General features: G+C 51.1%; 23 protein-coding genes. 9 read left to right on the forward strand and 14 right to left on the reverse strand.

The features are described 5' to 3' along the window. Positions 1–141: 141 nt before the first annotated feature. Entirely contained in the window at positions 142–3,249 is a 3,108-nt protein-coding gene (locus tag RB297_RS16935) for a transglycosylase domain-containing protein (protein WP_375121002.1), read from the forward strand. 154 nt (positions 3,250–3,403) lie between these two features. Here the strand turns inward: RB297_RS16935 and acsA are convergent, their stop codons facing one another. Further along, a complete protein-coding gene (gene acsA, locus RB297_RS16940) occupies positions 3,404–5,128 on the reverse strand; it encodes an acetate--CoA ligase (RefSeq protein WP_375121003.1) in 1,725 nt (574 codons plus the stop codon). A gap of 286 nt (positions 5,129–5,414) precedes the next feature. On the opposite strand from acsA, the gene RB297_RS16945 reads away from it, so the two are divergent. Continuing rightward, positions 5,415–6,047: a GNAT family N-acetyltransferase gene (locus RB297_RS16945; RefSeq protein WP_009589652.1), complete on the forward strand. Its 633-nt coding sequence runs from the start codon at positions 5,415–5,417 to the stop codon at positions 6,045–6,047. 105 nt (positions 6,048–6,152) lie between these two features. Here RB297_RS16945 and RB297_RS16950 read toward each other — a convergent pair whose 3' ends face one another. From RB297_RS16950 to RB297_RS16965, 4 genes are all read right to left on the reverse strand, one after another. Beyond that, the gene (locus RB297_RS16950) at positions 6,153–6,854 is read right to left on the reverse strand and encodes a 5'-methylthioadenosine/adenosylhomocysteine nucleosidase (RefSeq protein ID WP_375121004.1); all 702 of its coding nucleotides are present in this window, start codon (positions 6,852–6,854) and stop codon (positions 6,153–6,155) included. A gap of 118 nt (positions 6,855–6,972) precedes the next feature. Next, a complete protein-coding gene (gene ccpA, locus RB297_RS16955) occupies positions 6,973–7,983 on the reverse strand; it encodes a catabolite control protein A (RefSeq protein WP_015734310.1) in 1,011 nt (336 codons plus the stop codon). A 93-nt stretch (positions 7,984–8,076) separates the two neighbouring features. Continuing rightward, positions 8,077–8,424, reverse strand: a complete 348-nt coding sequence (ytxJ, locus tag RB297_RS16960) for a bacillithiol system redox-active protein YtxJ (protein WP_375121005.1) — start codon at positions 8,422–8,424, stop codon at positions 8,077–8,079. A 95-nt stretch (positions 8,425–8,519) separates the two neighbouring features. Further along, positions 8,520–9,020, reverse strand: a complete 501-nt coding sequence (locus RB297_RS16965; RefSeq protein ID WP_375121006.1) for a hypothetical protein — start codon at positions 9,018–9,020, stop codon at positions 8,520–8,522. A gap of 224 nt (positions 9,021–9,244) precedes the next feature. Between RB297_RS16965 and RB297_RS16970 the strand changes: the two genes are divergently transcribed. Further along, entirely contained in the window at positions 9,245–9,775 is a 531-nt protein-coding gene (locus RB297_RS16970) for a type 1 glutamine amidotransferase domain-containing protein (RefSeq protein WP_015734308.1), read from the forward strand. A gap of 143 nt (positions 9,776–9,918) precedes the next feature. Here the strand turns inward: RB297_RS16970 and ptsP are convergent, their stop codons facing one another. The 4 genes from ptsP to aroA form a co-directional block, all read right to left on the reverse strand. Further along, positions 9,919–11,682, reverse strand: a complete 1,764-nt coding sequence (gene ptsP, locus RB297_RS16975; protein ID WP_192569181.1) for a phosphoenolpyruvate--protein phosphotransferase — start codon at positions 11,680–11,682, stop codon at positions 9,919–9,921. Continuing rightward, a complete protein-coding gene (locus RB297_RS16980) occupies positions 11,679–13,562 on the reverse strand; it encodes a glucose PTS transporter subunit IIA (RefSeq protein ID WP_036665939.1) in 1,884 nt (627 codons plus the stop codon). The genes ptsP and RB297_RS16980 overlap by 4 nt, the downstream gene beginning before the upstream one ends. A 189-nt stretch (positions 13,563–13,751) precedes the next feature. After that, complete coding sequence (locus tag RB297_RS16985; protein WP_096773123.1) at positions 13,752–14,174, reverse strand: CoA-binding protein; 423 nt, start codon at positions 14,172–14,174, stop codon at positions 13,752–13,754. A 52-nt stretch (positions 14,175–14,226) separates the two neighbouring features. Beyond that, the gene (aroA, locus tag RB297_RS16990) at positions 14,227–15,519 is read right to left on the reverse strand and encodes a 3-phosphoshikimate 1-carboxyvinyltransferase (RefSeq protein WP_096773122.1); all 1,293 of its coding nucleotides are present in this window, start codon (positions 15,517–15,519) and stop codon (positions 14,227–14,229) included. A 165-nt stretch (positions 15,520–15,684) separates the two neighbouring features. On the opposite strand from aroA, the gene RB297_RS16995 reads away from it, so the two are divergent. After that, positions 15,685–15,993 (forward strand): rhodanese-like domain-containing protein, encoded by a 309-nt coding sequence (locus tag RB297_RS16995; RefSeq protein WP_175320732.1) that lies wholly within the window; start codon positions 15,685–15,687, stop codon positions 15,991–15,993. 136 nt (positions 15,994–16,129) lie between these two features. Here the strand turns inward: RB297_RS16995 and RB297_RS17000 are convergent, their stop codons facing one another. Continuing rightward, on the reverse strand, positions 16,130–16,648 hold the full coding sequence (locus RB297_RS17000) for a shikimate kinase (protein ID WP_015734304.1): 519 nt from the start codon (positions 16,646–16,648) through the stop codon (positions 16,130–16,132). Between the two features lie 190 nt (positions 16,649–16,838). Here RB297_RS17000 and RB297_RS17005 point away from each other — a divergent pair, with 190 nt between their 5' ends. Continuing rightward, the gene (locus RB297_RS17005) at positions 16,839–17,231 is read left to right on the forward strand and encodes a hypothetical protein (RefSeq protein WP_096773121.1); all 393 of its coding nucleotides are present in this window, start codon (positions 16,839–16,841) and stop codon (positions 17,229–17,231) included. Positions 17,232–17,277: 46 nt separating this feature from the next. Here RB297_RS17005 and gndA read toward each other — a convergent pair whose 3' ends face one another. Beyond that, positions 17,278–18,687, reverse strand: a complete 1,410-nt coding sequence (gndA, locus tag RB297_RS17010) for an NADP-dependent phosphogluconate dehydrogenase (RefSeq protein ID WP_175320731.1) — start codon at positions 18,685–18,687, stop codon at positions 17,278–17,280. A 192-nt stretch (positions 18,688–18,879) separates the two neighbouring features. Beyond that, positions 18,880–19,476, reverse strand: a complete 597-nt coding sequence (locus RB297_RS17015) for a hypothetical protein (RefSeq protein WP_015734302.1) — start codon at positions 19,474–19,476, stop codon at positions 18,880–18,882. 267 nt (positions 19,477–19,743) lie between these two features. On the opposite strand from RB297_RS17015, the gene RB297_RS17020 reads away from it, so the two are divergent. Together RB297_RS17020 and RB297_RS17025 are read left to right on the forward strand one after the other, a co-directional pair. Further along, the gene (locus RB297_RS17020; RefSeq protein WP_375121007.1) at positions 19,744–20,367 is read left to right on the forward strand and encodes a DUF1054 domain-containing protein; all 624 of its coding nucleotides are present in this window, start codon (positions 19,744–19,746) and stop codon (positions 20,365–20,367) included. 376 nt (positions 20,368–20,743) lie between these two features. Next, positions 20,744–22,219 carry an aminotransferase class I/II-fold pyridoxal phosphate-dependent enzyme gene (locus RB297_RS17025; RefSeq protein WP_096773119.1) on the forward strand — a complete coding sequence of 492 codons (1,476 nt, stop codon included), beginning with the start codon at positions 20,744–20,746 and terminating at the stop codon, positions 22,217–22,219. Positions 22,220–22,279: 60 nt separating this feature from the next. Here the strand turns inward: RB297_RS17025 and RB297_RS17030 are convergent, their stop codons facing one another. Continuing rightward, a complete protein-coding gene (locus RB297_RS17030; RefSeq protein WP_009589641.1) occupies positions 22,280–22,603 on the reverse strand; it encodes a DUF1292 domain-containing protein in 324 nt (107 codons plus the stop codon). A gap of 94 nt (positions 22,604–22,697) precedes the next feature. Then, positions 22,698–23,252 (reverse strand): copper amine oxidase, encoded by a 555-nt coding sequence (locus RB297_RS17035; RefSeq protein ID WP_015734300.1) that lies wholly within the window; start codon positions 23,250–23,252, stop codon positions 22,698–22,700. Between the two features lie 251 nt (positions 23,253–23,503). On the opposite strand from RB297_RS17035, the gene RB297_RS17040 reads away from it, so the two are divergent. Then, entirely contained in the window at positions 23,504–24,241 is a 738-nt protein-coding gene (locus RB297_RS17040; protein ID WP_096773118.1) for an MBL fold metallo-hydrolase, read from the forward strand. 66 nt (positions 24,242–24,307) lie between these two features. Continuing rightward, positions 24,308–24,541: a DUF3892 domain-containing protein gene (locus RB297_RS17045; RefSeq protein ID WP_096773117.1), complete on the forward strand. Its 234-nt coding sequence runs from the start codon at positions 24,308–24,310 to the stop codon at positions 24,539–24,541. Positions 24,542–24,550 lie beyond the last annotated feature (9 nt).

Below are 24,550 nucleotides of genomic sequence, written 5' to 3' on the forward strand. Positions count from 1 at the left end.
GTATGAACTTGGCGGCATATGTATTGCACCCTTCCCAAAAAGTCATTCTTCCTCAAAAAAGGACACCCTATATAGGTACACATGATTCAAAACCTTCGATTTATGCTATAATAGGTGCGTTAAAAGGAGGAGTATACATTCATGGTTGAGGAGAAAAAACAAGAGCCTGAACAACAGAAAAAACCGCGAAAACGGTCCTTTCTGCGGGTGCTGGGATCCGTCATCGGATGGCTCTTTGTGGTAGGTCTGATGGGCGTTTTGTTCGCCGGAGGAGCCGTAGCCGGTTATGTAACCTCTATTGTCGAGAATGAGCCGGTACGATCGCGTGCGCTCATTGAGAACACGGTGAACGATAATGCCATAACGGGCTTTGCCTACTTCGCGGATGGCTCACCGATCGGACAGCTTAGAACCGAAGAAGACAGACGACCTGTGGAGTTCAAGGAGATTCCCCAGCTTGTTAAAGATGCCGTCGTATCCATAGAAGACAACCGTTTTTATACACATAAGGGTGTTGACATAAAAGGTACCGCTCGCGCCGTGAAGGAACGCGTGTTGAATGAGCCGGTTCAAACCGGCGGCAGCACATTGACGCAGCAGCTGGCCAGGCTTACTTTTTTAAGTCGTGACAAAACGGATAACCGTAAGGTAAAAGAAATGCTGCTGGCCATGCGGATGGAGCGCTTCTTAAGTAAAGACCAGATTTTGACGGCCTACTTGAACAAGGTTCCATACGGCAACGGCTCGAGCGGATATCAGCTGTTCGGGATCAAGGCAGCGGCAAGAGGAATATTCAACATCAACAATCTGAATGATCTGAATGTGGCCCAAGCTGCATACTTGGCAGGTCTTCCGCAGCTGCCATCCTCCTACTCGGCCTTCAACGGCAAAGGAGAATTTGATGAGAAATCGTTCAACCGGGCCATAAACCGCCAGCACCGCGTGCTGGCAAGCATGCTGGAAGAAGGTAAAATAACGCAAGCCGAATACGATGAGGCCAAAGCATTCGATATCAAAAAATCGCTGGCTCCTCGGACGCAGAAAGCCTATGTGACTTATCCTTATCTCATGATGGAAGTCGAACGTCAAGCATCGAACATTCTGATGCAGCTAAGCCAGGAAGCTGAAGAGAACGCAAAAGGCACGCAAGCGAACTCCGATCTGATGGACGCTTCCCGTGCTCAGCTGAGCACCGGCGGTTACCGTGTGTACACCACCATCGACCGGACGCTCTACAAGACCATGCGTTCCATTGCTGAGGATGACAGCAACTACTTGCCTGACAGCGCCGAAAAAGGAATGGAGCAAACCGCCGCGATGATGATCGACAACAAAACCGGCGCCATTCTCGGTATGATTGAGGGCAGGGACTTCAACACGGAACAAATGAATTATGCTACGCAAATGAAACGGCAGCCCGGATCTGCCATGAAACCTATTGCCGCCTACTTACCGGCACTTGATACGGGGGCGATTCAGCCTGCCAGCGTGGTGGACGATTCACCGATCATCTTAAAGGACTACAGCAAAGTATTCCATATCCCTAAAAACTCGTACACCGGGTACAGAGGATTGATGACGGCAAGACAGGCGCTGAACGATTCGACCAATACGGTGGCACTCAAGCTGTTTAACAACACGGTCGGCATTGAGAAGGCCTGGGAGTTTTCCAAGAAGCTGGGCATCACTACTTTGGAGGAAGACGATTATAATGCTTCAACCGGCGTACTGGGCGGATTGCATTACGGCGTGACCGTGGAAGAGCTGACGAACGCCTACAGTTCCATCGGCAATCAAGGCAAATTCACGGATGCATTCATGATCGAGAAAATCGTGGACTCCAAAGGCAATATTGTTTATAAACACGAAGTAAAGCCGGAGCAGGTATTCTCCGAGCAGACAGCGTACCTCATGACGGATATGCTGCGTACCGTCATTACGAACGGAACCGCCAGCAAGGTCCGGGATACGTACAAGAAATTCAATGAGGTTCCCGTCGTGGGTAAAACCGGCTCCACCCAGAACTACGGGGATGTTTGGTTCATGGGATACTCGCCCGATGTTACGCTTGGCGTATGGGTCGGATACAAGGAGCAAAAAAATACGCTTGTCGGCGACCAGCGCAAGCACGCCCAGGCCATCTGGGCCAGAATCATGAACGAAGCGACGGACGTGAAGCCGGAGCTGTTCCCAACCAAATCGTTCGAGAAGCCGGAAGGCATAACGTCCAAGACGGTCTCCGCTTACAGCGGCAAGCTGCCGACTTCCTTAACGGACAAATTCGTAACGGATCTGTTCAACGCGAAGTTCGTGCCTACCGAAAGCGATGACGGCATCGCCAAAGCAAAATACATTACCTATCGGGGCGTAAATTATATTCCACAGGAAGCAACGCCTTTGGATATGTTGAGAGAACAAATCGTAATCAAGCGCGAAAAGCCGATTGACGAGCTGATTGTAGAACTCCAGAACGCCTTGAAGGTTATGAAAGGTGAAAAGAAATCGCTGGAATCCTATCTTCCGCAAGACGCGAAAAAAGGAATGCCAAGCAAGGTCGACCCGAGAACGGACGACGGCAAGGCCCCTACTCCACCGAAAAACGTACACTATTCGGTGGGCAGCGGTTCCATCAGCTTTAATGCCAGCGGATCGCCTGATGTTGTCGGATACCGGCTCTTTAAGTCCGTGAACGGCAGCCCGTACACACATCAAGGGCAGGTCATTCTTGGCGACGAGAGCCTAGTCTTCTCTGGCCTCGGAGCTGACGGTGTATTTACGACCTATTACGTCGTCGCCGTTGACGTAGCCGGCAAGACGTCTGAGCCAAGCGCTATTGTGGGCGGCACAGCATCTGGATTCCCATTACCGGGCGACACCGAAACGAACCCGGATGACACCATCGACCAGCCTGATGACGGCATCGCCGAGGAAGAGCCCGGTATCGATCCCGGACTTGGGAATGAAGGCGCGACGACCGTACCGTCTGCACCTGGCCAGCCGACACTCACAGCTACACCGGAGGGTTTCCAGGCCAATTGGAGCGGAAACGCTCCGGAAGAAGAGGTCATGGTCTACAATATCTATATCAGTCCGAACAGTGACGGGAACTACCAGATTCTCGGCTCCAGCAAGAGCACGGAGTTCTACTATACCTCGGGCAACCCGATTGGCGGCACCTTTAGAATTACTGCCGTCAATCCGATTGGTGAATCTGCAGCTTCGCCAGCCGTATATTTTGAGAAGAAATAGATCGTTTACGTAAAAACCAGCCCTTCTACAGACATTACTCTGTGGATGGGCTGGTTTTATTTTTAACTGGAGACAACGCTCTGAAATAAAAAAAGAGCCGGCCATGAACATGGCGGTTAGCCATCTTCATGCCAGCTCTGTTATGATCTGCTTATTAATCTTCGATCGTGGATAGATCGCCAGTCGGCAGATCCAGTTCCCAGGCTTTCAATACGCGCCGCATGATCTTACCGGAGCGCGTCTTCGGAAGTTTATCCTTAAACTCGATTTCACGCGGGGCGGCATGGGCGGAAAGGCCTTCCTTCACGAAACGATAGATTTCATCCTTGAGCTCCTGAGAAGGCGTATAGCCCTCACGCAGGGAGATAAAGGCCTTAATGATCTCGCCGCGTGTTACATCAGGCTTACCGATAACGCCGGCTTCGGCTACGGCCGGATGCTCAACGAGCTTGCTCTCCACCTCGAATGGCCCGATTCGCTCCCCGGACGAATTGATCACATCGTCGATTCTGCCCTGGAACCAGAAGTATCCATCCTCGTCCATATAGGCCGAGTCGCCGGAAATGTACCAGCCCGGAATACGGAAATACTCTTGATACTTCGCTTCGTTATTCCAGATGGTTCTCATCATGGACGGCCAAGGTGTCTTGATGGCCAGGTTCCCCATCGTGTATGGAGCAACTTCTTTCCCGTGATCGTCCAGGATCGCCGCCGTAATGCCCGGCAACGGGCGCCCCATGGATCCCGGCTTGATCGCCATCCCCGGATAGTTACAGATCAGCTGTCCTCCGGTCTCCGTCATCCACCATGTATCGTGGATACGCTGCTTGTAAGCCTTGTGTCCCCAACGCACTACCTCGGGGTTGAGCGGCTCGCCAACGGACAGCACGTGCCGTACATGGCTCAAATCATATTGGTCGATGAGATCGGAACCTGCCCCCATCAACATCCGGAAGGCAGTCGGAGCGCTGTACCATACCGTTACTTTGTTGTTTACCAATGTGCTGTACCAGTCCTGCGGGCTAAAGCGGCCTCCGCGAATGACATTGGTCACGCCGTTCAACCATGGCGCAAAAATACCGTATGACGTACCGGTTACCCAACCCGGGTCCGCCGTACACCAATATATATCGTCTTCCCTTAAATCCAGAACAACCTTGCCTGTATAATAATGCTGCACCATCGCGTTCTGCACGTGATACACGCCCTTCGGTTTCCCGGTTGAGCCTGATGTATAGTGCATGATCAATCCGTCTTCCCGCTCGAGCCATTCAATCTCCAGCTCGCTGGATGCGGCTTCAATTTCCTTGTGGTAGTTTACTAGGCGCGGATCCTCTTCTTCCACTTCGCCAACGACAAAAATATGCTTCAGTTCGGGTAGCTCATCCCGTTTCACCCGTGACAACAGCGCAGGCGTCGTAATCAGCGCAACCGCTCCGCTATCCTCCAAGCGATCCTTTACCGCCGTCTCCATGAACGCCTCGAACAATGGGCCTACCACGGCACCAACCTTCAAAATACCAAGCAAACCGGCATAGAGCTCTGGGCCGCGCGGCATAAAGATAAATACCCGATCGCCTTTGTTCACGCCATATTTGCGCAGCACATTGCCGAACTTGTCGGATTTCTCTTTCAATTGCGCAAAAGTAAGAGTCTCCTCGCGGGCGGCGTCACTGTACAAGAGTGCTACCTTGTCTCCTCGTCCCTCCGCTACATGACGGTCGATTGCCTCGTACGCCATGTTTACTTTACCCGTCTCATACCAAGTAAAATGTCTCTCGATTTCGTCCCATGAAAATTCGGAGCGTGCCTGCTCGTAACTCTTCATATTGGAATGTGATACTTCACTTGGCAATATTTCGCTATGCGTTTGATTCATGATAACATCCTCCTCATTCTCAAATCGGTCTCCTCATAGTGGACAGCGCTTACAAAATGATTGAATGAAACATACATTTTACACATTGCGGCGGGTTATCACGTTGTCACAGTCATCGAGTCATTAACCCTTGGAATTCGCAAGGAAACATATCGTTAAGTACGATACAATTGTGAAGGTTTTATGTCGAAAAGATTATATCATAGCTTTTGTTTGCCTGTCATTGCTTTTCATTTTTTTATTTTTTTGCTATAAGTAGGGTATGGAATTGAAAGGAGCGTAACGGATGGAACACTGCAAGGTATACCAGTCTCATGTTTTGTTCCCTGAAGACCGCCGCCTGATCATCGAAGGACCTGTACCTCCCGAGCAGCTATCCGAACTGACCATGCACCCTGATCTCAAGGCTTTTCGTCGTCCTGCGGAGCAGCATGAGGCTTTGGTGGAAATTGCAGGCCTGCCCGAAGGCAGAATCATCATCACGAGAGACCGAGATATGATCGTAGGATACGTAACGTTTCATCACCCGGATGAGCAGGAACGCTGGTCTGAGGGCAATATGGAAGATTTGATCGAGCTTGGTGCCATCGAGGTTGCGAAAGACTACCGTTCCCTAGGCCTTGGGCAGCGGATGATCAAAACCGCATTCGAGGAAGGCCAGATGGAGCGCTACATCGTGTTTACAACCGAATACTACTGGCATTGGGACCTAAAAGGCAGCGGACTTAACGTGTGGGATTATCGCAAAATGATGGAGCGCTTAATGAAAGTCGTGGATATGGAATGGTACGCAACCGACGATCCGGAAATCTGCTCCCATCCCGCCAACTGCCTCATGGTCAGAATCGGACGGCACGTGCCGCTTTCATCGCAAGAACAATTCGACCGGATCCGTTTCAGACAGCGGTTTATGTATTAATTCGATTCTCAATAAAACAAACTCCCCTGGGCTTTGCTCAGGGGAGTTTGTGTATCTTTCGCTCATGCCGGATTAAGCATAACGAGCGCTTCCTATCATTTGCTGCTAGAGTTTGCCCAGCATATAGTTCACGATTTCATGAGAACGCTTGGAAGCTTTTGCAGTAAATTCGGGGAAGTTGACATGCGCAGAACCGTCGGCCTTATCCGACATGGATCGGATCACCACATAAGGCACGCCGTTCATGTAACATACCTGGGCAACGGCAGAGCCTTCCATTTCTGCGCAAGCCCCGTTCAATTCCTCGTAGAGCGTCTGCACCGTATCGCGGCTGGCAATGAACTGGTCCCCGGACAGAACCTTCCCTACGATGTAATGATTCACCGCCTGCTCTTTGCAGGCCTCCTCCGCCAGTTGGATCAAAGAGGCGTCGGCGGGAAAATCGGACAGCTCCTGGTACGGGATGACCCCGCGCGCAAAGCCTAACGGCGTCACGTCCATATCATGCTGCATGCATGAGGAGGAGATCACGATATCGCCAATGTTGAGCTCCGGATGCAGCGCGCCCGCTACGCCGGTAAACAATATTTTGGAAACGCCGAAGAAGTCGATCAAGATCTGCGTGGTGACCGCTGCATTGACCTTGCCCACCCCGCTCTTGCATACGACGACCTGCTTGCCATGGATCGTTCCCGATGCATAGGTAACTCCTGCCTTAACGGTTGTTTCTTTATTCTCCAGTTGACCGAGCAGCAGCTCCACTTCTTCGTCCATCGCCCCGATAAGGCCGATCACCTGTGTTGTCATGTCGATATCCCTCCTGATTATAAGAGCGCATAAAAAATCCCACCAGAAAAAAGCCCCTTAAAACCAGGAGCTTTTCTCGAATCCATCTTGTTCATCTAAACGCTTGGTTTCAAGCAGCCTATTCGTTCACATGGCTGACCGAGAGGCGAAGAATCGTTTCATGCGGCAGAATCACGCGAGGATTCTCCACATTTTCCTTCTTCATCAGCTTGGTAAGCAAACGCATCGCTACGGCTCCCAGATCATACATCGGTTGGGCCACCGTTGTCAGCTGTGGGCGTACCATCGAAGCCATCCGGATATTGTCTACGCTGATGATCGAGAAGTCATCCGGCACTTTATAGCCTTCATCCTGAATGCTATGAATAGCGCCAATCGCCATCTCGTCGGTAGCGGCAAATATAGCGGTTGGTTTCTTCTTGAGGCCCAGGAAGTACTTCATCGCTTCCACGCCGGACTCATAACGATAGTTACCGATCCGCACCAAATCCTCTTGATACTCGATGCCTGCCGCTTCCAGCGCTTTTTTGTAGCCTTGGAAACGAGCATAGCCGTTTGCCGGATCCTGCAGCGTGCCGCTGATCATAGCGATCTCGCGGTGTCCGTGCCGAATCAGCGTGTTGACCGCATCAAACGCAGCCTGTTCATGATCGATGTCGACCGAAGGATAAGAACCTCTCTCATCGCTGGTCGCACAGAGAACAATCGGCACAGCCGATGTCTGGAACGCCTGGATATGCTCGTCCGTCACCGTTCCACCCATAAACAACAGCCCGTCCACTTGCTTCTCGAGCAAGGTGTTGATTACGCGGATTTCCTTTTCCTTACGTTTGTCGGCATTACACAAAATTATATTATAGTGATACATGTTAGCAATATCCTCAATACCACGGGCAATCTCCGCAAAGATCGAGTTTGAAATGTCAGGGATCACAACGCCGACGGTTGTGGTCTTCTTGCTGGCCAGGCCTCTGGCTACCGCATTCGGACGATACCCTAAACGTTCAATCGCTTCGTATACTTTTTTCCGGGTCTGAGGCTTAACGTTCGGGTTATTGTTTACAACCCGGGATACCGTCGCCATGGAAACGCCTGCTTCGCGCGCAACATCGTAAATGGTTACCGTCAAATTCCTTCTCTCCATTGCCAATAGATTTTCATTCGTTCAATACCAATTGAATTTATGATACGACAAATTACTGCTTTGTGCAACGACACGGCATCATATGCCGTCCAATTGAGCTTTCAGCGCTTCAGCCGTAATATGGGAATGGGATGTATGCCAGACTGGCGCTCCTTCTTTCACAAGTATAACTTGCGGCGATTCGTGTTGGATGTTCAGAGTTTCGGCAGCCTGGCTCGACACCGGTCGGTCCGCAATGACATCGATCCACACATAGTCGATCCGCTCGTTCGGCTGGTCCTCAAGGTAAGCTTGCACTTCCCTGTAGGCTCCGGCACTGATTGGGCATCTGGTACTATGTTTGAACAAAAGCAAGTGCTTCCGATCGGAAGATTCCAGCGTGCTGCTCAGCTCTTCTATAGTAGTCATTTTCGTCAACGTCGCCATAGGATATACATTCCCTTCATTGTATTGAAGTTCCTATCCTCTATCCTAACAAAAAGTGCGTGAAAAATCCAACAACCACGAAAATTTTCTGAAAATTATCTTGCATAATTGCTCGAATTTTCAGGAATGAGAGATTTTATGGTGCTTAATTGCTCGAGACGCCCCTCAATTTGTCTCATCCAGTCGCCGTCGGCCAGGCTCTGGGCATAACGAAATAGATCCAACAGCATATTAATGCGCTCGTCAAACACTTCCATGCAGCGCGCCTGCCATTCTGGTGACGAATCATCATCGTATGTACGGAACACTTCACGAAGAACATATGCGGCTTCATTGACATCTGCGAACGAAACGCGTATTCGCTCGGTCTCATTGTTAATCGATGCGAGATAGCGCAGCAAATCCGGTTTAATAAGTGGCAGAAGCTCATACTTCCTGCAGGCCTGACAGGCATAAACAGGAACATCACATATCCGAGTTTTTCTTTCATGAATCAGCTTTCTTAATTCCAATTTCATACTTTGTCCGCAGTTGCAGGTTTTGAACAAAATGCCCACCCCAAATCCTATCACGTAATCTAAAACCAACAGTCCCATGTCACAAATCTGTCACCTGAATTAGTTCTATTCGACTATCATACCAGAGAATCCTGCAAATTTGTGATAATGCTTTATTTACCAGAAATGTTTTCAAATGTTCCTTCTTCGGACGCTTCCATGAAACTCCTCTCCATATTTGTTACAATGAATACAGTCTTAAAGGACCGAATGCGCAGCGTTACGGTTTTATCAAGATTTTTGAGAAAGGAGCTAGGCCAATTATGCGATTGACTGGAAAAAAGGTTATAGCGCTTGTAGATGAAGAATTCGAGGATTTGGAGCTATGGTATCCCGTTTACCGGGTCCGCGAGGAAGGGGCGGAAGTCCATCTCGCCGGGCTGGAAAAGGGTAAAACTTACACCGGCAAATATGGCGTACCGGCTCAGGCCGAGTATTCGTTTGAAGAGCTGAACAGCAAGGATTATGACGGAATACTCGTACCGGGCGGCTGGGCGCCGGACAAGCTGCGCCGATATGATAAAGTGCTGCAACTGGTGAAAGAAATGAATGAGGACCAGAAGCCGATCGGACAGATCTGCCATGCAGGATGGGTGCTGATCTCCGCCAAAATCCTGGACGGAGTTACCGTTACTTCCACGCCGGGAATCCGCGACGATATGGAAAATGCCGGTGCGATCTGGAAGGATGAGGCGGTCGTGACCGACGGACATATTATTTCCGCACGCCGGCCTCCGGATCTTCCGCCATACGGCAAAGCCTTCTGCGATGCGCTGGCGCAGCAAGGCAAATAATTGCTCCTTGCCCCCATGTACAGAAACAGCCGCCTTTGTCACCAGGGCTCCCTGGTGAGATAGGCGGCTGTTTTTTTATGCTCATATAGCTTGTCCTTTAAAAAAAGAAGCCTGGAAAAAGTCGATGATCCCTATCTTGACGGTTAAGACGCCGTGCTGTCCGTCCCATTGGTTCCGTTCAGATAACTGCTCCGTTCGGCAAAAGCGCTAAGACGTTCTTCGACAGCGGAGCTGGTACGCAGCTTGAAGCAAGCCGCCGCCTCTCCTTTCGCTTCTGCCGCATTCGTATTCAAAATGCGATGCTTCACGCGGAGCAGGGATTGCGGAGACATGCTCAAATCCTTAACCCCGAGCTCAAGCCAAAGCGGAATCGCTCTTTCGTCTCCGGCCAGTTCTCCGCACACGCTGACCGGAATCCCTGCCCCATGGGCAGCCTCCACCGTCGTCCGGAGCATGCGCAAAATGGCAGGATGAAACGGATGATACATATGCGCGATCTGCTCGTTCATCCGGTCCACGGCCAGAACATACTGAACCAGGTCATTGGTCCCGATGCTGAAGAAATCGGCCTCTTCTGCCAGCAAATCCGAGATCGTGACCGCTGCAGGCACCTCGATCATGATGCCGACCTTGATGTTCGGATCATAGGCGATGCCGCGTCGGTCCAAATCGGCCATGGCACGCCGCAGCACGGCATTGGCCTGCTTGACTTCTTCTACCGATGAAATCATCGGATACATGATTTTGACGTTGCCGTATGCGCTGGCTCTCAGAATCGCGGTAAGCTGGGTCTGGAACGGTTCGGTTCGGTCCAAGCTGATGCGGATGGCGCGGTACCCGAGGAAGGGGTTTTCTTCTTCCGGAAGCGCGAAATAATCCAGCTGCTTATCGCCGCCAATATCCAGCGTACGAATCACGACGGACGCCTGGCCTGCGTTCTCCGCAACCAGTTTATACACTTCGAACTGCTCTTCCTCCGTCGGGAAGTTGTGCCGGTCCATATACAAAAACTCCGTTCGGAACAATCCGACTCCCTGAGCGCCGTTCTTCAGCGCAATCTCCATTTCCTTAACGGAATTCATGTTCGCGGCCAGGTTAAAGTATGTTCCGTCCTTGGTTACCGCATCAACGGCTGCCAGGAGCTGCAGCTGCTCTTTCTTTTTCCGCTGCTGGTCCCGGATGCCTTCATACCGCTCCACGATGAGCGTGTCAGGCTCCAAATAGAGCAACCCCTCATCTCCGTCCACCACCAACTGCTGTCCGGTCTGGATCGGTTTATCCAGCTTGTTCTCGATCCCCGAAACAAGCGGTATGCCCAGCGCGCGGGCCATGATCGCCGAATGAGAGGTCTTGCCGCCGGTCATCGTCACGATACCAAGAACGTGGGAAGGGTTCAGGTGAACGAGCTGCGACGGGGAGAGCTCCTTCGCAACCAAAATGTAAGGCTGCGTATCGGCCGGGAGCTTCACTTCGGGAGCACCAAGAAGATGCTTCAGCAGCCGATTGCCGACATCCTTAATATCAAGCGCCCGCTCCTTCATATACTCGTCGTCCAGCAGATCGAACATGGATACGAAATGATCGATCGCCTCTTTTACCGCCACCTCGGCAGCCTTGTACTGGCGCTCGATGATCCCTTGAATTTCGTTCATGAACACGGGATCCTCCAGTATGGCCAGATGCGCGTCAAAAATCTGCGACTCCTCGTGCCCCACCATTTCCTTGAATTCGTTCTTGATGTATTCAATTTCATTCTTGGAGGTTCGTATGCCTTCATATAAGCGCTCGAACTCTTTGGCTAAATCGACAGCGTCCATTTCGGAATCCGGAAGATCCAGCTCCCAATGCGGCAGTACGAAAGCCTTACCGATAGCTACGCCTGTTGCTGCGCCAATGCCTTGTATCATGATTCTCTACCCCCAGCATTACTCTCATTTAATACGACGGACATGACAGATGACTGTCCTCTTTTCACGGTCTTGAACGGAGCATAGCTCCAGGATCTTACTTTATCGGGATTGGTGATTACCATTGGCGTAGCCAGCGATGCGGCATGTGTCTTTAAATACGCCAAATCGAACTTGACCAGCAGTTGCCCCGGTTCAACGGTATCCCCTTCGCTGACCACAGCCGTAAACGGTCCTTTCAGCTGGGAAGTGTCGATCCCGATATGAATCAATACCTCAAGCCCTTCCGGCGTTGAAATCCCGATGGCATGCATCGTCGGATACACGTGCATGACCGTGCCGTATACCGGTGATACAAGCTCTCCTTTTTCCGGTATGAAGGCGACGCCGTTGCCGACCAGCTTCGCGGCAAAAATATCATCCGGCACTTCGTCAATCGGAAGCATGCGTCCCTGTACGGGCGCGCTGAACAGAACGCGCGGCAAATCCTGCTGCATCAGCTTGTTTATCTCTTCGCGGATGAGCTCGGAATACGTCCCGAACACCACTTGCACGTTCCCCCCGCCCAGCTTGATAATGCCGGCTGAACCGAGCAATTTCAGTGCGTCAGAATCAATCTGACGATCATTGTACACGGTCAATCGCAGACGCGTCATGCAGGACTGCACCTGAACGATGTTGTCTTTGCCTCCAAGCGCCTCCAGAATGAGCGGCGCCTGATAGGGAATATCGCCTGCCCGGCCTTCCAGCGCCGAGCCCTCCTCGCGCCCCGGCGTGGGGATTTCGAAGGTGCGTATCGCCCAGCGGAACAGAAAATAGTAGACGATGCCGTACACGGCCCCGATCGGTATGATGATCCAGGCGTTCTGCGATAAATGGAAGTTGAGCACGTAATCGATGAATCCGGCCGAGTACGAAAAACCGTGATGGATGTCAAATGCATAGGTAAGGACCATCGCGAAACCGGCCATCAAGGCGTGGAGCACATACAGATATGGAGACGCAAATAAAAACGCGAACTCGATCTGCTCCGAAACCCCGGTCAAAAAACAGACAAGCGCGGACCGCATAAACGTCTTTTTCACTTTCGGCTTCAGATCTTCACGCGCTTCCTGGATAATGGCAAACGCGATCGCCGGCAGGGCAAACATCATGATCGGGAACAAACCGGCCATGAAGTCGCCGGCCGTGGGATCCCCTGCGAAGAACCGGGGCAGATCCCCCTGCACGACGGTACCATCCTCCGTCTCGTAGGAGCCCAGCTGAAACCAATATACATTGTTTAACAAATGATGCAGACCGAAGGCCGTGAGTACGCGGTACAAAATTCCGTACAGAAACAAACCGAAAGCTCCCATATGTACGGTCAGATCATAAAAAGCATCTAACCCGCGCTGCACAAGGGGTGCTGTCCCCAGCATGATCCAAGCGAATATCGTTGAGAACAATCCCATGAACAGCAGTACAAATCTGGAGCCTCCAAAAAACTGTATGGCTTCGGGAAGCTTAATATGTTTGAACCGGTTATACACGTAACCGGACATTACCCCAAATATAATGCCGATCAAGGTCGAGGGCTGTACGCTCCCGTCTCCCAGACGGGATATGACCTGATCATAGATGAACATGCCGGCAAGGGCGGCGAGTCCGGCGGGACCTCCCTGATTCGAGAGTCCCCATGCGACGCCAATGGCAAATAAATACGGCATGTAATAAAACACCCCGTGCCCCGCTGCCTGAGCGATTTCGCCCAAGGTTCCGAAGCCCCAAGCCGACCATGGCAAACTCCCCACGCTAAGCAGGAGAGCTGCCGCCGGAAGCGCCATAGTAGGGAGCATGACTGCTCTGCCCAGCTGTTGCAACGATCCCAACCAATTCAAGGCGAGCCCTCCTTTCTATCCTTGATGGTAAGCGCTGCGCCTGTTTTTGTCAAAAAAAATTAAGGGCAAATGCCCACAGCAAAAGCAAGCCCTGCAAACAGAACGGCGACAGAACCGGACCATGTCCAGTCTGCCACCGGCTGTTTTCTACGCAAGACTTGCCTATTCTTCCGAAATGCGCTTTGAAGTTTAACGGCCGCCCAATGCGATGGAATCCTCGACCTTGATGCAGCGGTCCATAATCGCGATCATGCCGCTGCTTTCGGCGATGGCCGCTGCCTCCTCACTGATGATTCCCTGCTGCAGCCAGAGCACCTTCGCACCGATCTCGGCGGCTTCCCGTGCTACATCGGCGCAGTATTCGCTGCGCCGGAACACATTGACGATATGGATCGGCTCGGGAATGTCCTTCAGGGAAGGATAACTTTTCTCGCCGAGGATTTCGGTTGCACCAGGGTTTACCGGGATGATCCGGTATCCGCGTTGCTGCATCGCGGCAGAAACCATATGGGAGGTGCGGTCCGGCCGATCGGACAGGCCAACGACAGCGATATTGCCCGCATTTCGTAAAATATCCGCGATTTCTTCGCGCGTAGGATTTTCAAATGCCATGGTTCATGACCACCTTTCCGTTCCTTATCGATGAGAATCTTGTCCTATTCCTCTATTTTACCCATTCTACATCGGCGCCAAGCGCCTTCATGTGATCAAAATATTGCGGGTACGACTTGGCTACATGGTGGGCGTCCTTGATCCGGATCGGCTGTCCTGCGCGCAGCCCGACCACCGTGAGGGCCATGATCACCCGGTGATCGTAATGGGCATTGATCTCAACCCCGCCTTCGACGCCGTCCGGACGGCCATGAACGATAATCTCGGCCTGGCGCTCCTCCACGTTGGCTCCTGCTTTACGCAGTTCGGTCAAATAATCCGTAATCCGGTCGCATTCCTTGTAACGGAGATTCTCCACGTTGTAGAACCGGGAGGTTCCTTCGGCAAACACGGCTGCCGCCACCATCGCGAGCACCGCGTCCGTCGCCGCGTCTCCGTCGAATTGGAGCGCCTTCAGGGTGCGGTTGCCCTGCACATGGACATTTCCGTTCTCATGCGTGAGCGGAACCTCCATCATTCGAAGAACGTCGATAATGGCGCGCTCGCCCTGCTTGCTGTCCTCCGACAGATTGCGGATCGTTACATCGGACTGCGTAACCGCGGCGGCCGCCAGCACGGCAGCAGACCCCGGATAATCGCCTTGAACCGTATAGGTCTTGGCTTCGTAGGATTGCCCTCCGGGAACCCGGAAGAACGTATAGTCGTCCGCTGCGTGAATCGTAATGCCGGCCTGCTCCAGCACTTCCAGGGTCTGACCGATCACGACCTTGGATTTCAGATCTCCGGTAACGGTGATCTCGCTGTCTTCGGCAAGCAATGGAGTCAAGAACAACAGGGCGCTTAAATACTGCGAGCTTACTTCGCCTGAAACGGTGAGCTTGCCGCCCTTCGGTTGGCCGCCGCGAATGGTGATGGGCAGCCTGCCATCGTTATGCTCCACTTCCACGCCCAATTGGCCAAGGGTCTCAATGAGATCGTCATGAGGACGCTTGCCCAGTGATTCCGGGTACGCATTGACGAAGGTAACCTCTTTAGACAATGCCGTTACGCCCATCAAGAAGCGCAGGACGGCACCGGCGTTGCCAACGTTCAGCTCCTTCACATCCCGCGGCGATTTGCCAAAGCCCGTAATCACGGCTTTTTCCTCGTCCTCCTCGATCACGGCTCCGAGATCCCGGATACAGCGTCTCATCGCGTCGCTATCCTCGCTGTGGGCAGGATAATAAATCGTGCTCGTTCCTTCCGCTAGGGCAGCCACAAGCAGGTAACGGGTGGTATAGTTTTTGGAGGACAGTGCTCCGATCTCCCCTTTTAATATAGGCGTAGGCCTGACGATAACATCCATCGTATGTATCTCTCCCTTGTATATAGTGTTGCGATTACCAGCATTACAATCTCCCTAGGATAAATTGACAGGGAAAGAACCGCTTGGTTATCATAGTTCATGTGAACCGGAAAATCAGATCGTTTGCGATCTTACTCATTTATGCTAAGAAAAGAGGTCTATATGATGAAACCGATCCCTCAAATGGAAACTTCGGAGCTTAGAAGCCGGCTTCAAAACGGCGAACAGGTGTACATGATTGATGTCCGCGAGGATGAAGAGGTTGCCGCCGGGATGATCAGCGGTGCCAAGCATATCCCGATGGGCGAGATTCCGAACCGCCTGGACGAAATTCCGCGCGACCAAGAGGTTGTCTTTATCTGCCGGAGCGGCGGACGCAGTCAACACGTATGCGAATTTCTCAATCACCAGGGCTTGAACAACGTGATCAACATGAAGGGCGGCATGCTGCAGTGGCATGACGATGAAGTATAGGCAAGCCGTAAAGAAGGTGCGGGATGAACATGATCCCCGCCTTTTTTTGCTTGTGCTTGAATCCTGCTCGCAAGCTCCCTTGTTTAAACCCTCAGGTCTTATCCATCTCCATGCCAAGCCGGGTCCGCTTATCGTCTTAGCCGCGGTAATGCGTTAAAATGTCAGCCGCCACTTCATCCGCGGATCGGCCAACCGTATCCACCATCACGTCCGCAAACCGGTATTTGTCCTTTCGCTCATCGAGGATGCGCCGAACCCTCTCTTCCACATCGCCCGCAAGCAGCGGCCGGTTGGCATCGCCCCGTACGCGTTCCACGATGCTGGCCGCATCCGCTGTGAGGGCAACGACCCAGCCCCCGCGTTTCATTACGTCGCAATTGTCGGAACGAAGGACGGCTCCGCCGCCGGATGCCAGGACGATTCCATCCCGGAGCAAAACGCTGCGCAATGCAGCGGATTCAGCCTCGCGGAAATACGGCTCTCCCTCCGTTTCAAACATCTCGGAAATCGTTCTGCCTTCCATTCTCTCAATTTCCGCATCCAGATCTATCAAGTTGTAGCCGAGCGAGTCTGCCACGAGGCGCCCCACGGTTGACTTGCCCGTACCCATCATCCCGATCAGAATGATGTTTCTACCCAGCTTATCCAATTTCACACCCCATTCGCTGCTTCACTGTAAAGGTTGTTCATATCATACCACAGCCCCAAATCTTTCGACAATGGACCCGACTCTCTAAATTGTAATCCAATTGCCTCAAGCCAAGCCCCTATTTATGGAGTCTATCTTGTTCCCAAGCATCATACACTGTTACAAGAATGCAAGATTAGAAGAAAGGAATGAACCCATGGTGCCATTTCATCCAACCGGACTCTCTTCCTCGGCCAAGCGGATCCGCCGGATGCTCGATCCATCCTACCCGCTGTGCCGCGAGGACGTGATGTGGGTGCTTCATTTTGTCCAAAAAAAAGTGGCTCTGAAGGATCCTGCGCTGCAAGATCTTTCAAAGCCACGGTTGCTGAAAAATTTCAACAGTTATTGCGAAGCCGCGCTGCTCTTGCTCGGAAGCGGAAACCACTTTCACACAAAGAACGGCGACATCCGCACCTGTCTCTTAGAAGCCATGCACGGGCTTCCCGAGCTGGCGGAGGCTATCTCCCCTACTAAAGCCCGCACGTTTGAATCGATGCCCTCGATCCCTGAGGACGATATCCATACTGCTGCAAGAGAGCAGAATTAGTCCATCCGGGAAGAGTCGAATTCACGCTGCCGATAAAAGAGCAGGATTACTCCATCCAGTTGTAGTGGAAGGTTCCTTCTTTGTCAACGCGTTTAAAGGTGTGCGCTCCGAAGTAGTCGCGCTGAGCCTGCAGCAGGTTCGCTGGCAGGTTCGCCGTACGGTAGCTGTCGTAGTATGCAAGCGCGCTGGAGAATCCAGGCACCGGAATGCCCAAGGAAACCGCGGAAGCTACGACTTTACGCCATGCATCTTGATAGGATTCGATTATATCGGTAAAGAACGGATCCAGCAGCAGGTTCTTAAGCTCCGGATTGTTCTCATACGCATCGGTGATGTTCTGCAGGAAGCGGGAACGGATAATGCAGCCGCCGCGCCAGATTTTAGCGAGATTGCCGTATTGCAGGTTCCAGCCGTATTCATCGGACGCTACGCGAAGCTGTGCGAAGCCTTGAGCGTAGGATACGATCTTGCTCGCAAACAGCGCTTTGCGCACATTTTCGATGAACTCGGCTTTGTCGCCGTCAAATGCAGCCGTTTTTGGACCATTCAGGATTTTGCTTGCCGCAACGCGCTCTTCTTTCATCGCGGAGAGGAAACGGGAGAATACGGATTCGGTGATCATGGAAAGCGGCACGCCCAGATCCAGGGAGCTTTGGCTTGTCCATTTGCCCGTTCCTTTTTGACCCGCCGTATCCAGGATGACGTCAACCATCGGCTTGCCGGTTTCTTCGTCGTATTTGGAGAAAATGTCAGCCGTGATCTCGATCAGGTAGCTGTCGAGTTCGCCTTGGTTCCACTCCGTGAAGATTCCGTGAAGATCCTTCGCATCGAGGCCGAGTACGTCTTTCAGCAATTGATACGCTTCGCAAATGAGCTGCATATCGCCATATTCGATACCGTTGTGAACCATTTTTACATAATGGCCGGCACCGTCCGGTCCGATATATGTACAGCAAGGCTCTTCGTTAACCTTCGCGGAAATGGCTGTCAGAATAGGCTCAACCAGCTTATAGGCACTTTCCTGTCCGCCTGGCATGATCGATGGGCCTTTCAATGCGCCTTCTTCGCCGCCGGAAACGCCTGCACCGATAAAGTTAAAGCCTTTTTCAGCCAACTCTTTGCTGCGGCGCTGCGTATCAGGGAAATAAGCGTTACCGCCGTCGATGATGATATCGCCTTGGTCCAAATGAGGAATCAGCTGTTCAATCGTAGCGTCCGTAGCTTGTCCTGCCTGTACCATGATCAGGATTTTGCGAGGAGTTTCAAGGGAATCCACGAATTCTTCGATCGAGAACGTTCCCTTCACTTGCTTGCCTTCGGTTTCCTTCAGCATATCTTCCGTTTTTTGCGGAGAGCGGTTATATACGGAAACGGTGAAGCCTTTGCTTTCGATGTTCAGGGCCAGGTTTTTTCCCATTACAGCAAGGCCAATCACACCGATTTGTTGTTTTGACATCTGGTTCTCCATCCTTTGCTCCAATATATTTTTAAACAACCCATCCCTACGAGATGATTTGCAATAATCTTATATTAACGTTTTTCATTTGACAAGTGAACCCCTGTCACAAAATGAGAACACGCGCGAAAACACCCCTTCGGTTTCGGAGTGTTGTTCGTGCTTTACTCTTGTATCGTTCGATGAAGTGAATTACCACTCCAGCCTCATCAGCTCTAAGGAAAGCTCGCGGAGTCTTTGCTTGCAGGCCGCGATTTTGTCCTGATTCCCCTCTTGAAGGGCGGCATGGAGCTTCTCAAGCTCATCATCGGTTTCCAGCCTGGACAGAAGGAGCCGCTGTTCCCCCTCATCCGATTCGAACAACCGCACCATTTCCTGCTCCGTCATCGGCGTCCCCTTCTGAAACAGCACACGCTGCCGGTAACCGGATATTTCCACCAGCCTTATAACCTCGCCAAACAGAATATTCTCGATCAATATCTGCCGGTCCTTGAAACGTTTGACGACAGCGTGGCCACGGGTATTCTCGATCAATTTCTCCATCCATTCCGCAAGCTTGGGATCGCGGATCATATAATCGCCTACCAGCTTAAAACCGCTTCCTGTCCGTTGAAACCGCAGCTTTACCAGCTTGCGTCCGGTTCGGATCGAAATGACAAACTGCGTTTCATTCTCGCTCCAGTAAAGCGAATATCCTTCCTGGATCAATTCCTTGATTAGGTCCTGGATATGCCGGCGATCAAACCGGAGCTCCAGGTTGCAATACTCCACTTCCTCGCTCTTATTCACGGCACTCCCTCCTCCGGTTTACTACCGATCTGAAAAACGACGGTGAAGATTTCCCCCATGGCTGCTTTTGATGTTGTCTTATCTATATCTTATACTCCATCTTATGTAACGGTAACTTGGTTTATTGACTATTTTTAACCCGCATGAAAATACGGTGAAACTTTCCTGGGTCATGCCTGACGTCCACTCGGCTTATGGTATAATGGGTTATCCAAAAGCCGAGTTTAGTAAGTGTTCATTATAAACAACAGGGAGGCCATCACATTCATGACGGTTACCGGATTTAAAGATCAGGATTTCGACGTATTCTCCGTTCCAGGGCTCGAAGCCCGTATGGAGGTTCTCATTGAACGGGTAAGACCCAAGCTTGAGACGCTGGGGGCCGAGCTTGCCCCCTATGTGTCCGCGCTGGCCGGGGAAGAGATGTTTGTGCATGTGGCCAAGCATGCAAGACGAACCGTTAATCCCCCGATTGACACCTGGGTCGCATGGGCGGCCAGCAAACGGGGCTACAAAGCGCTGCCTCATTTTGAGGTGGGCATGTTCGGAACCCATCTGTTTGTTATCTTCGCGATTATTTACGAAAGCCCCAACAAAACCGTGTTTGCCGGCAACCTGGAAGCCAAGCTCAAGAAAACAGCGAAGGCGCTGCCTAAACATTTCTATTGGTCCATGGATCATATGAATCCGGCAGGCACCCCTCACCAGGATATGAACGAGGAGGATTTCGTTCGCCTCATTGAGAAGCTGAAACAGGTGAAAAAAGCCGAGGTCATGTGCGGACTGCGCATTCCGCGCGAGGAAGCCGTCAAGCTTGAAGGGGACGAGCTGGTGCAAAAAGTGCAGGAGACGTTTGAGACGCTGCTGCCGCTTTATAAAATGGCGTTTTAAACTGGCGTGAGATATTTACGAAAATGGGCTGCGGATGCAGCTCTTTTTTTTAGATTATAGAATTTATAAATTTTCAGCGAAGCTGAACAATTCTATAATCGCAAGAAAAACTTTCTTTAACCAGCGTTCTGTCTTCTGAGAAAGTACGTCGATTGACGTTTATCTTATGGATGATATTTTAATGAAGGAACGATGAAGAACGCATCCCTCCCCCTTAATATGTCCAAAGTATGAAGCGCTGCCGGTCCGTGCAAAAAAAGCCGGTCATTCTTCTTGCATTCCCCCCCTATTTTGCTATACTCAATTTTGTTTATATAAAAACAGAAATCGACAAATCATAAGAAAATAAACATAAGGAAAGGTTGTGACAACGTCCATGGACCACAGTCGTACACCGCTCTTCACCGCGCTTAAAGAACACGCGGCCAAAAACCCCGTGCAATTTCACATTCCGGGACATAAGAAGGGCCTCGGCACCGATGCCGAATTCAGGGAATTTATAGGGGATAACGCCTTTTCTATAGATTTGATCAATATTGCGCCGCTGGATGATTTGCATCAGCCTACAGGCGTCATTGAAGAAGCCCAGAAGCTGGCCGCCGACGCATTCGGTGCCGACCACACTTACTTCAGTGTCCAAGGGACAAGCGGAGCGATCATGACCATGATCATGTCGGTATGCTCCCCCGGCGATAAAATCATCGTACCGCGCAACGTTCATAAATCCGTGCTTTCCGCCATCATCTTTACCGGTGCCAAGCCTGTGTTCGTATCGCCTGCCCAGGATTCCAATGTGGGGATCGATCACGGGATCACGATCAGCTCCGTACGGAAAGCGCTAAAGCGTCACCCTGACGTCAAAGCCGTACTGGTCATCAATCCGACGTACTTCGGGGTGAGCGCTAACCTGAAGGAAATCGTCGATTTGGCCCACAGTTACAATGTTCCCGTGCTTGTGGACGAAGCGCACGGGGTTCTGATCCATTTTCATGAAGAACTTCCGATGTCGGCAATGGAAGCCGGTGCCGATATGGCTGCGACCAGCGTTCATAAACTCGGCGGATCGATGACCCAAAGCTCCGTGCTGAACGTGAACACCAAGAACGGATACATCAATCCTTACCGCGTGCAGACCATCATCAGTATGCTGACCACAACGTCGACCTCCTACATCCTGCTGGCATCGCTGGATACTTCTCGCCGGAGCCTGGCGCTGCATGGACGGGAAATGGCTGCAAGGACGATTGAATTGGCGCAATATGCACGAAACGAAGTCAACAAAATCGAAGGCCTGTACTGCTTCGGGAAGGAAATACTGGGCGGAGAAGCAACGTACTCCTATGATCCGACCAAGTTGACCGTTCATGTACGCCATCTTGGCATTACGGGATATGAAACCGAAAACTGGCTGCGGGACCACTACAATATTGAAGTGGAGCTCAGCGATATGTACAACATTTTGTGCCTCATTACACCGGGGGACAACCGGGAGACGATCGATATTCTGCTGACGGCGCTCCGAGAGCTTTCGGACCAGTACATGCACGTGAACGAAATAAATGAGCTGGTCGTGAAAACGCCGGAAATTCCGCAGCTGTCGCTCATTCCCCGCGATGCGTTTTATGGGGATACGGAGGTCGTGCCGTTCAAGGAATCGGCCGGACGCATTATTGCCGAATTCATCTATGTCTACCCGCCGGGGATTCCGATTTTGCTTCCGGGCGAAGTGATTTCCCAGGAAAACATCGATTACATTACCGACCATGTCGAGGTCGGCCTGCCTGTCAAAGGTCCTGAGGACCGCAGCATTCAGAACGTGAAAGTCATCGTGGAAACGGATCCTATATTCTAAGGCAGCAAATACAAAAAACCCGGTGCGAGTGGTTCGCATCGGGTTTTTCGTTAGGGAGTGTTACTCCTGGTTTGCAGCAGCGACCAGTTCGTTGTAAACCGCCTCTACTTCATTCCATTCGTCTTCGTCCTCAATATTGTAAAGAACCATTTCCTCGTTCTCTTCTTCCATACGTAGAATGACGCCGTCCGCTTCCGGATTCTCGCGTTCAAGCAAAAGCGCGTAAAGCTTCTCGCCGACATCAAATGTCTCCACGAGAACCATCTCTACTTCTTTTCCTTCTTCATCCGTCAATGTCAGCACAAACTCTTCATGCTCGTGGTCGTGGTCATGATCGTGACCGCAGCCGCAAGCATCTCCGTGTTCATGTTTGTGTTCGCTCATTGAAAAAACCTCACTTCGGTTAAATTATCATACTTTCGTATCGTATCACGGATAGCTTCTTCAGGTCAATTTTTGCCAAGCGGCGATGGACCCATCAATTTAGGGCGGTAATCACTTTCTCCGCAACTTTCACAAACCCGTCATCCGATTTGACTTTTACATAAAAGCCTACCGAGTATTTTCCGGCCGTTTTGAAATCGTATGTGAAATCATAGGTTCGGAACCAGAAGTTATCCTTGCGGTCCTTCACTTCCTGGGACTGGATGTCCTTGATATTGCCCGAAGGATCCTCAATCGCTACTTTCACGGCATGAATATTGTTGTTTAAGCTGTCTACCTGGCTAAATACATTGAATTTCAGCTTGCCTTTGTTTACGTTGCCGAATACAGTATCTCCTTTAAAGAGAAAAATATGCACATTCGGCTTGACGACCTGGACTTGTCCATTCGCCGAATTCCAGTCCACAGCCCCGTCAAATTCCCGGACCGGCACATAGGTTTTGCCATCAATCAAATATCCGCCATCCTTCAATTCGCGTCCGTTCAGCCAAACCCGAACACGCTCATTGACGGAATCCGCAAACAAAAGGGTGCTGCCACCCATTAAAGAGAGCACTAGCATACATGCCATCACTTTTTTCCACTTCATTTCATACGTTCCCTCCATTGGCTCTTCTTGTTGTTATATGTGTATACTACATGTCAAAAAACAAGTTGCGGACAATTTTGCACTTTGTGGTAAAATTTTTTTCTCGTGGTTCAAGGCTTGATCTTATCACGATTTTTGCAGCATTACGGCTCCGTTTCGAGCATATACATCGTGTAAATACATAAGAAATTCGTTAAAATACACATAAGCATACTTGGACTATACATCATTTCATCAGGAGGTTTCATCCATTGACACTGACATTGCAAATGCTTGGCACCGGCAGTGCGTTTGCCAAGAATTACTATAACAATAACGCACTGATACATGACGGAAATTTCACGCTGCTCATCGACTGCGGAATCACCGCTCCGTTGGCGCTGCATCAGATGAACAAGACGTTTAACGATGTGGACGCCGTGCTCATCACGCATATTCATGCCGACCATGTTGGCGGTTTGGAGGAGCTTGCGTTTATTATGAAGATGAAATACAATCGCAAACTTCCGCTCTATATTGCTGAAGCGCTGGTGGAACCGATATGGGAACATACACTCAAGGGCGGCTTATACCAGCAGGGACATATCTCTTCCCTTCAGGATGTATTTGACGTGCATCCTTTGAAACCGGGCGTGAAGGCCTCTATTTCATCCGGAATCTCGGTGGAGCTGATTCATACGCAGCATATTCCGGGCAAAGACAGCTATTCGCTTTATTTGAACGATCGGATTTTTTACAGCGCGGACATGGTATTCGACCCCATCCTGCTGAAGCAATTGGTAAATGAACGGGATTGCGAAGTGATTCTGCATGAATGCCAGCTGCAGGGCCCGGGCGAGGTGCACACGACACTCGATGAACTGCTCAGCCTGCCTCAAGAAATTCAGGAGCGCACCTATCTGATGCATTACAGCGATGAGGTCGAAGCTTTCATCGGCAAGACCGGAAACATGGAATTCGTGGAGCAGCAGCGGGTATACGAATTGTAGTTCAATATGCGTCAATGCATAGTTTGCGAGGGTACCCGGGAATAATAAGGCCGGGAGGCGATTCATATGGATCAACAACAACAAGAAGTAGTAGGCGTACGTAAAAATGGTGATGGCGACATCATCGAACTAAAGCTGGATAACGGCAGCGTCGTGGACTACAAAACGGCCCAACAGATGGCCAAGAATAAGGAAATCAAGAACCTGAACGTATTCCGTGGACGTGATGGAGACGAACATCTTCGTTCCAATGCGGATGGCGATCCAAGCAACAACCTGGACAATTTGCCGACGTTCTAATTCATGCGC

This window comes from Paenibacillus sp. CR_12, assembly GCF_041953985.1.
GTDB classification, from domain to species: Bacteria; Bacillota; Bacilli; order Paenibacillales; family Paenibacillaceae; genus Paenibacillus_AQ; species Paenibacillus_AQ lautus_A.

What these genes read in the sequence shown, in the direction of transcription:
- RB297_RS16935 (WP_375121002.1), top strand. Translation starts at nt 142, where the DNA reads ATGGTTGAGGAGAAAAAACAAGAGCCTGAACAACAGAAAAAACCGCGA.
- acsA (WP_375121003.1), bottom strand. Translation starts at nt 5,128, where the DNA reads ATGAATCAAACGCATAGCGAAATATTGCCAAGTGAAGTATCACATTCC.
- RB297_RS16945 (WP_009589652.1), top strand. Translation starts at nt 5,415, where the DNA reads ATGGAACACTGCAAGGTATACCAGTCTCATGTTTTGTTCCCTGAAGAC.
- RB297_RS16950 (WP_375121004.1), bottom strand. Translation starts at nt 6,854, where the DNA reads ATGACAACACAGGTGATCGGCCTTATCGGGGCGATGGACGAAGAAGTG.
- ytxJ (WP_375121005.1), bottom strand. Translation starts at nt 8,424, where the DNA reads ATGGCGACGTTGACGAAAATGACTACTATAGAAGAGCTGAGCAGCACG.
- RB297_RS16965 (WP_375121006.1), bottom strand. Translation starts at nt 9,020, where the DNA reads ATGGGACTGTTGGTTTTAGATTACGTGATAGGATTTGGGGTGGGCATT.
- RB297_RS16970 (WP_015734308.1), top strand. Translation starts at nt 9,245, where the DNA reads ATGCGATTGACTGGAAAAAAGGTTATAGCGCTTGTAGATGAAGAATTC.
- ptsP (WP_192569181.1), bottom strand. Translation starts at nt 11,682, where the DNA reads ATGATACAAGGCATTGGCGCAGCAACAGGCGTAGCTATCGGTAAGGCT.
- RB297_RS16985 (WP_096773123.1), bottom strand. Translation starts at nt 14,174, where the DNA reads ATGGCATTTGAAAATCCTACGCGCGAAGAAATCGCGGATATTTTACGA.
- aroA (WP_096773122.1), bottom strand. Translation starts at nt 15,519, where the DNA reads ATGGATGTTATCGTCAGGCCTACGCCTATATTAAAAGGGGAGATCGGA.
- RB297_RS16995 (WP_175320732.1), top strand. Translation starts at nt 15,685, where the DNA reads ATGAAACCGATCCCTCAAATGGAAACTTCGGAGCTTAGAAGCCGGCTT.
- RB297_RS17005 (WP_096773121.1), top strand. Translation starts at nt 16,839, where the DNA reads ATGGTGCCATTTCATCCAACCGGACTCTCTTCCTCGGCCAAGCGGATC.
- gndA (WP_175320731.1), bottom strand. Translation starts at nt 18,687, where the DNA reads ATGTCAAAACAACAAATCGGTGTGATTGGCCTTGCTGTAATGGGAAAA.
- RB297_RS17020 (WP_375121007.1), top strand. Translation starts at nt 19,744, where the DNA reads ATGACGGTTACCGGATTTAAAGATCAGGATTTCGACGTATTCTCCGTT.
- RB297_RS17025 (WP_096773119.1), top strand. Translation starts at nt 20,744, where the DNA reads ATGGACCACAGTCGTACACCGCTCTTCACCGCGCTTAAAGAACACGCG.
- RB297_RS17030 (WP_009589641.1), bottom strand. Translation starts at nt 22,603, where the DNA reads ATGAGCGAACACAAACATGAACACGGAGATGCTTGCGGCTGCGGTCAC.
- RB297_RS17035 (WP_015734300.1), bottom strand. Translation starts at nt 23,252, where the DNA reads ATGAAGTGGAAAAAAGTGATGGCATGTATGCTAGTGCTCTCTTTAATG.
- RB297_RS17045 (WP_096773117.1), top strand. Translation starts at nt 24,308, where the DNA reads ATGGATCAACAACAACAAGAAGTAGTAGGCGTACGTAAAAATGGTGAT.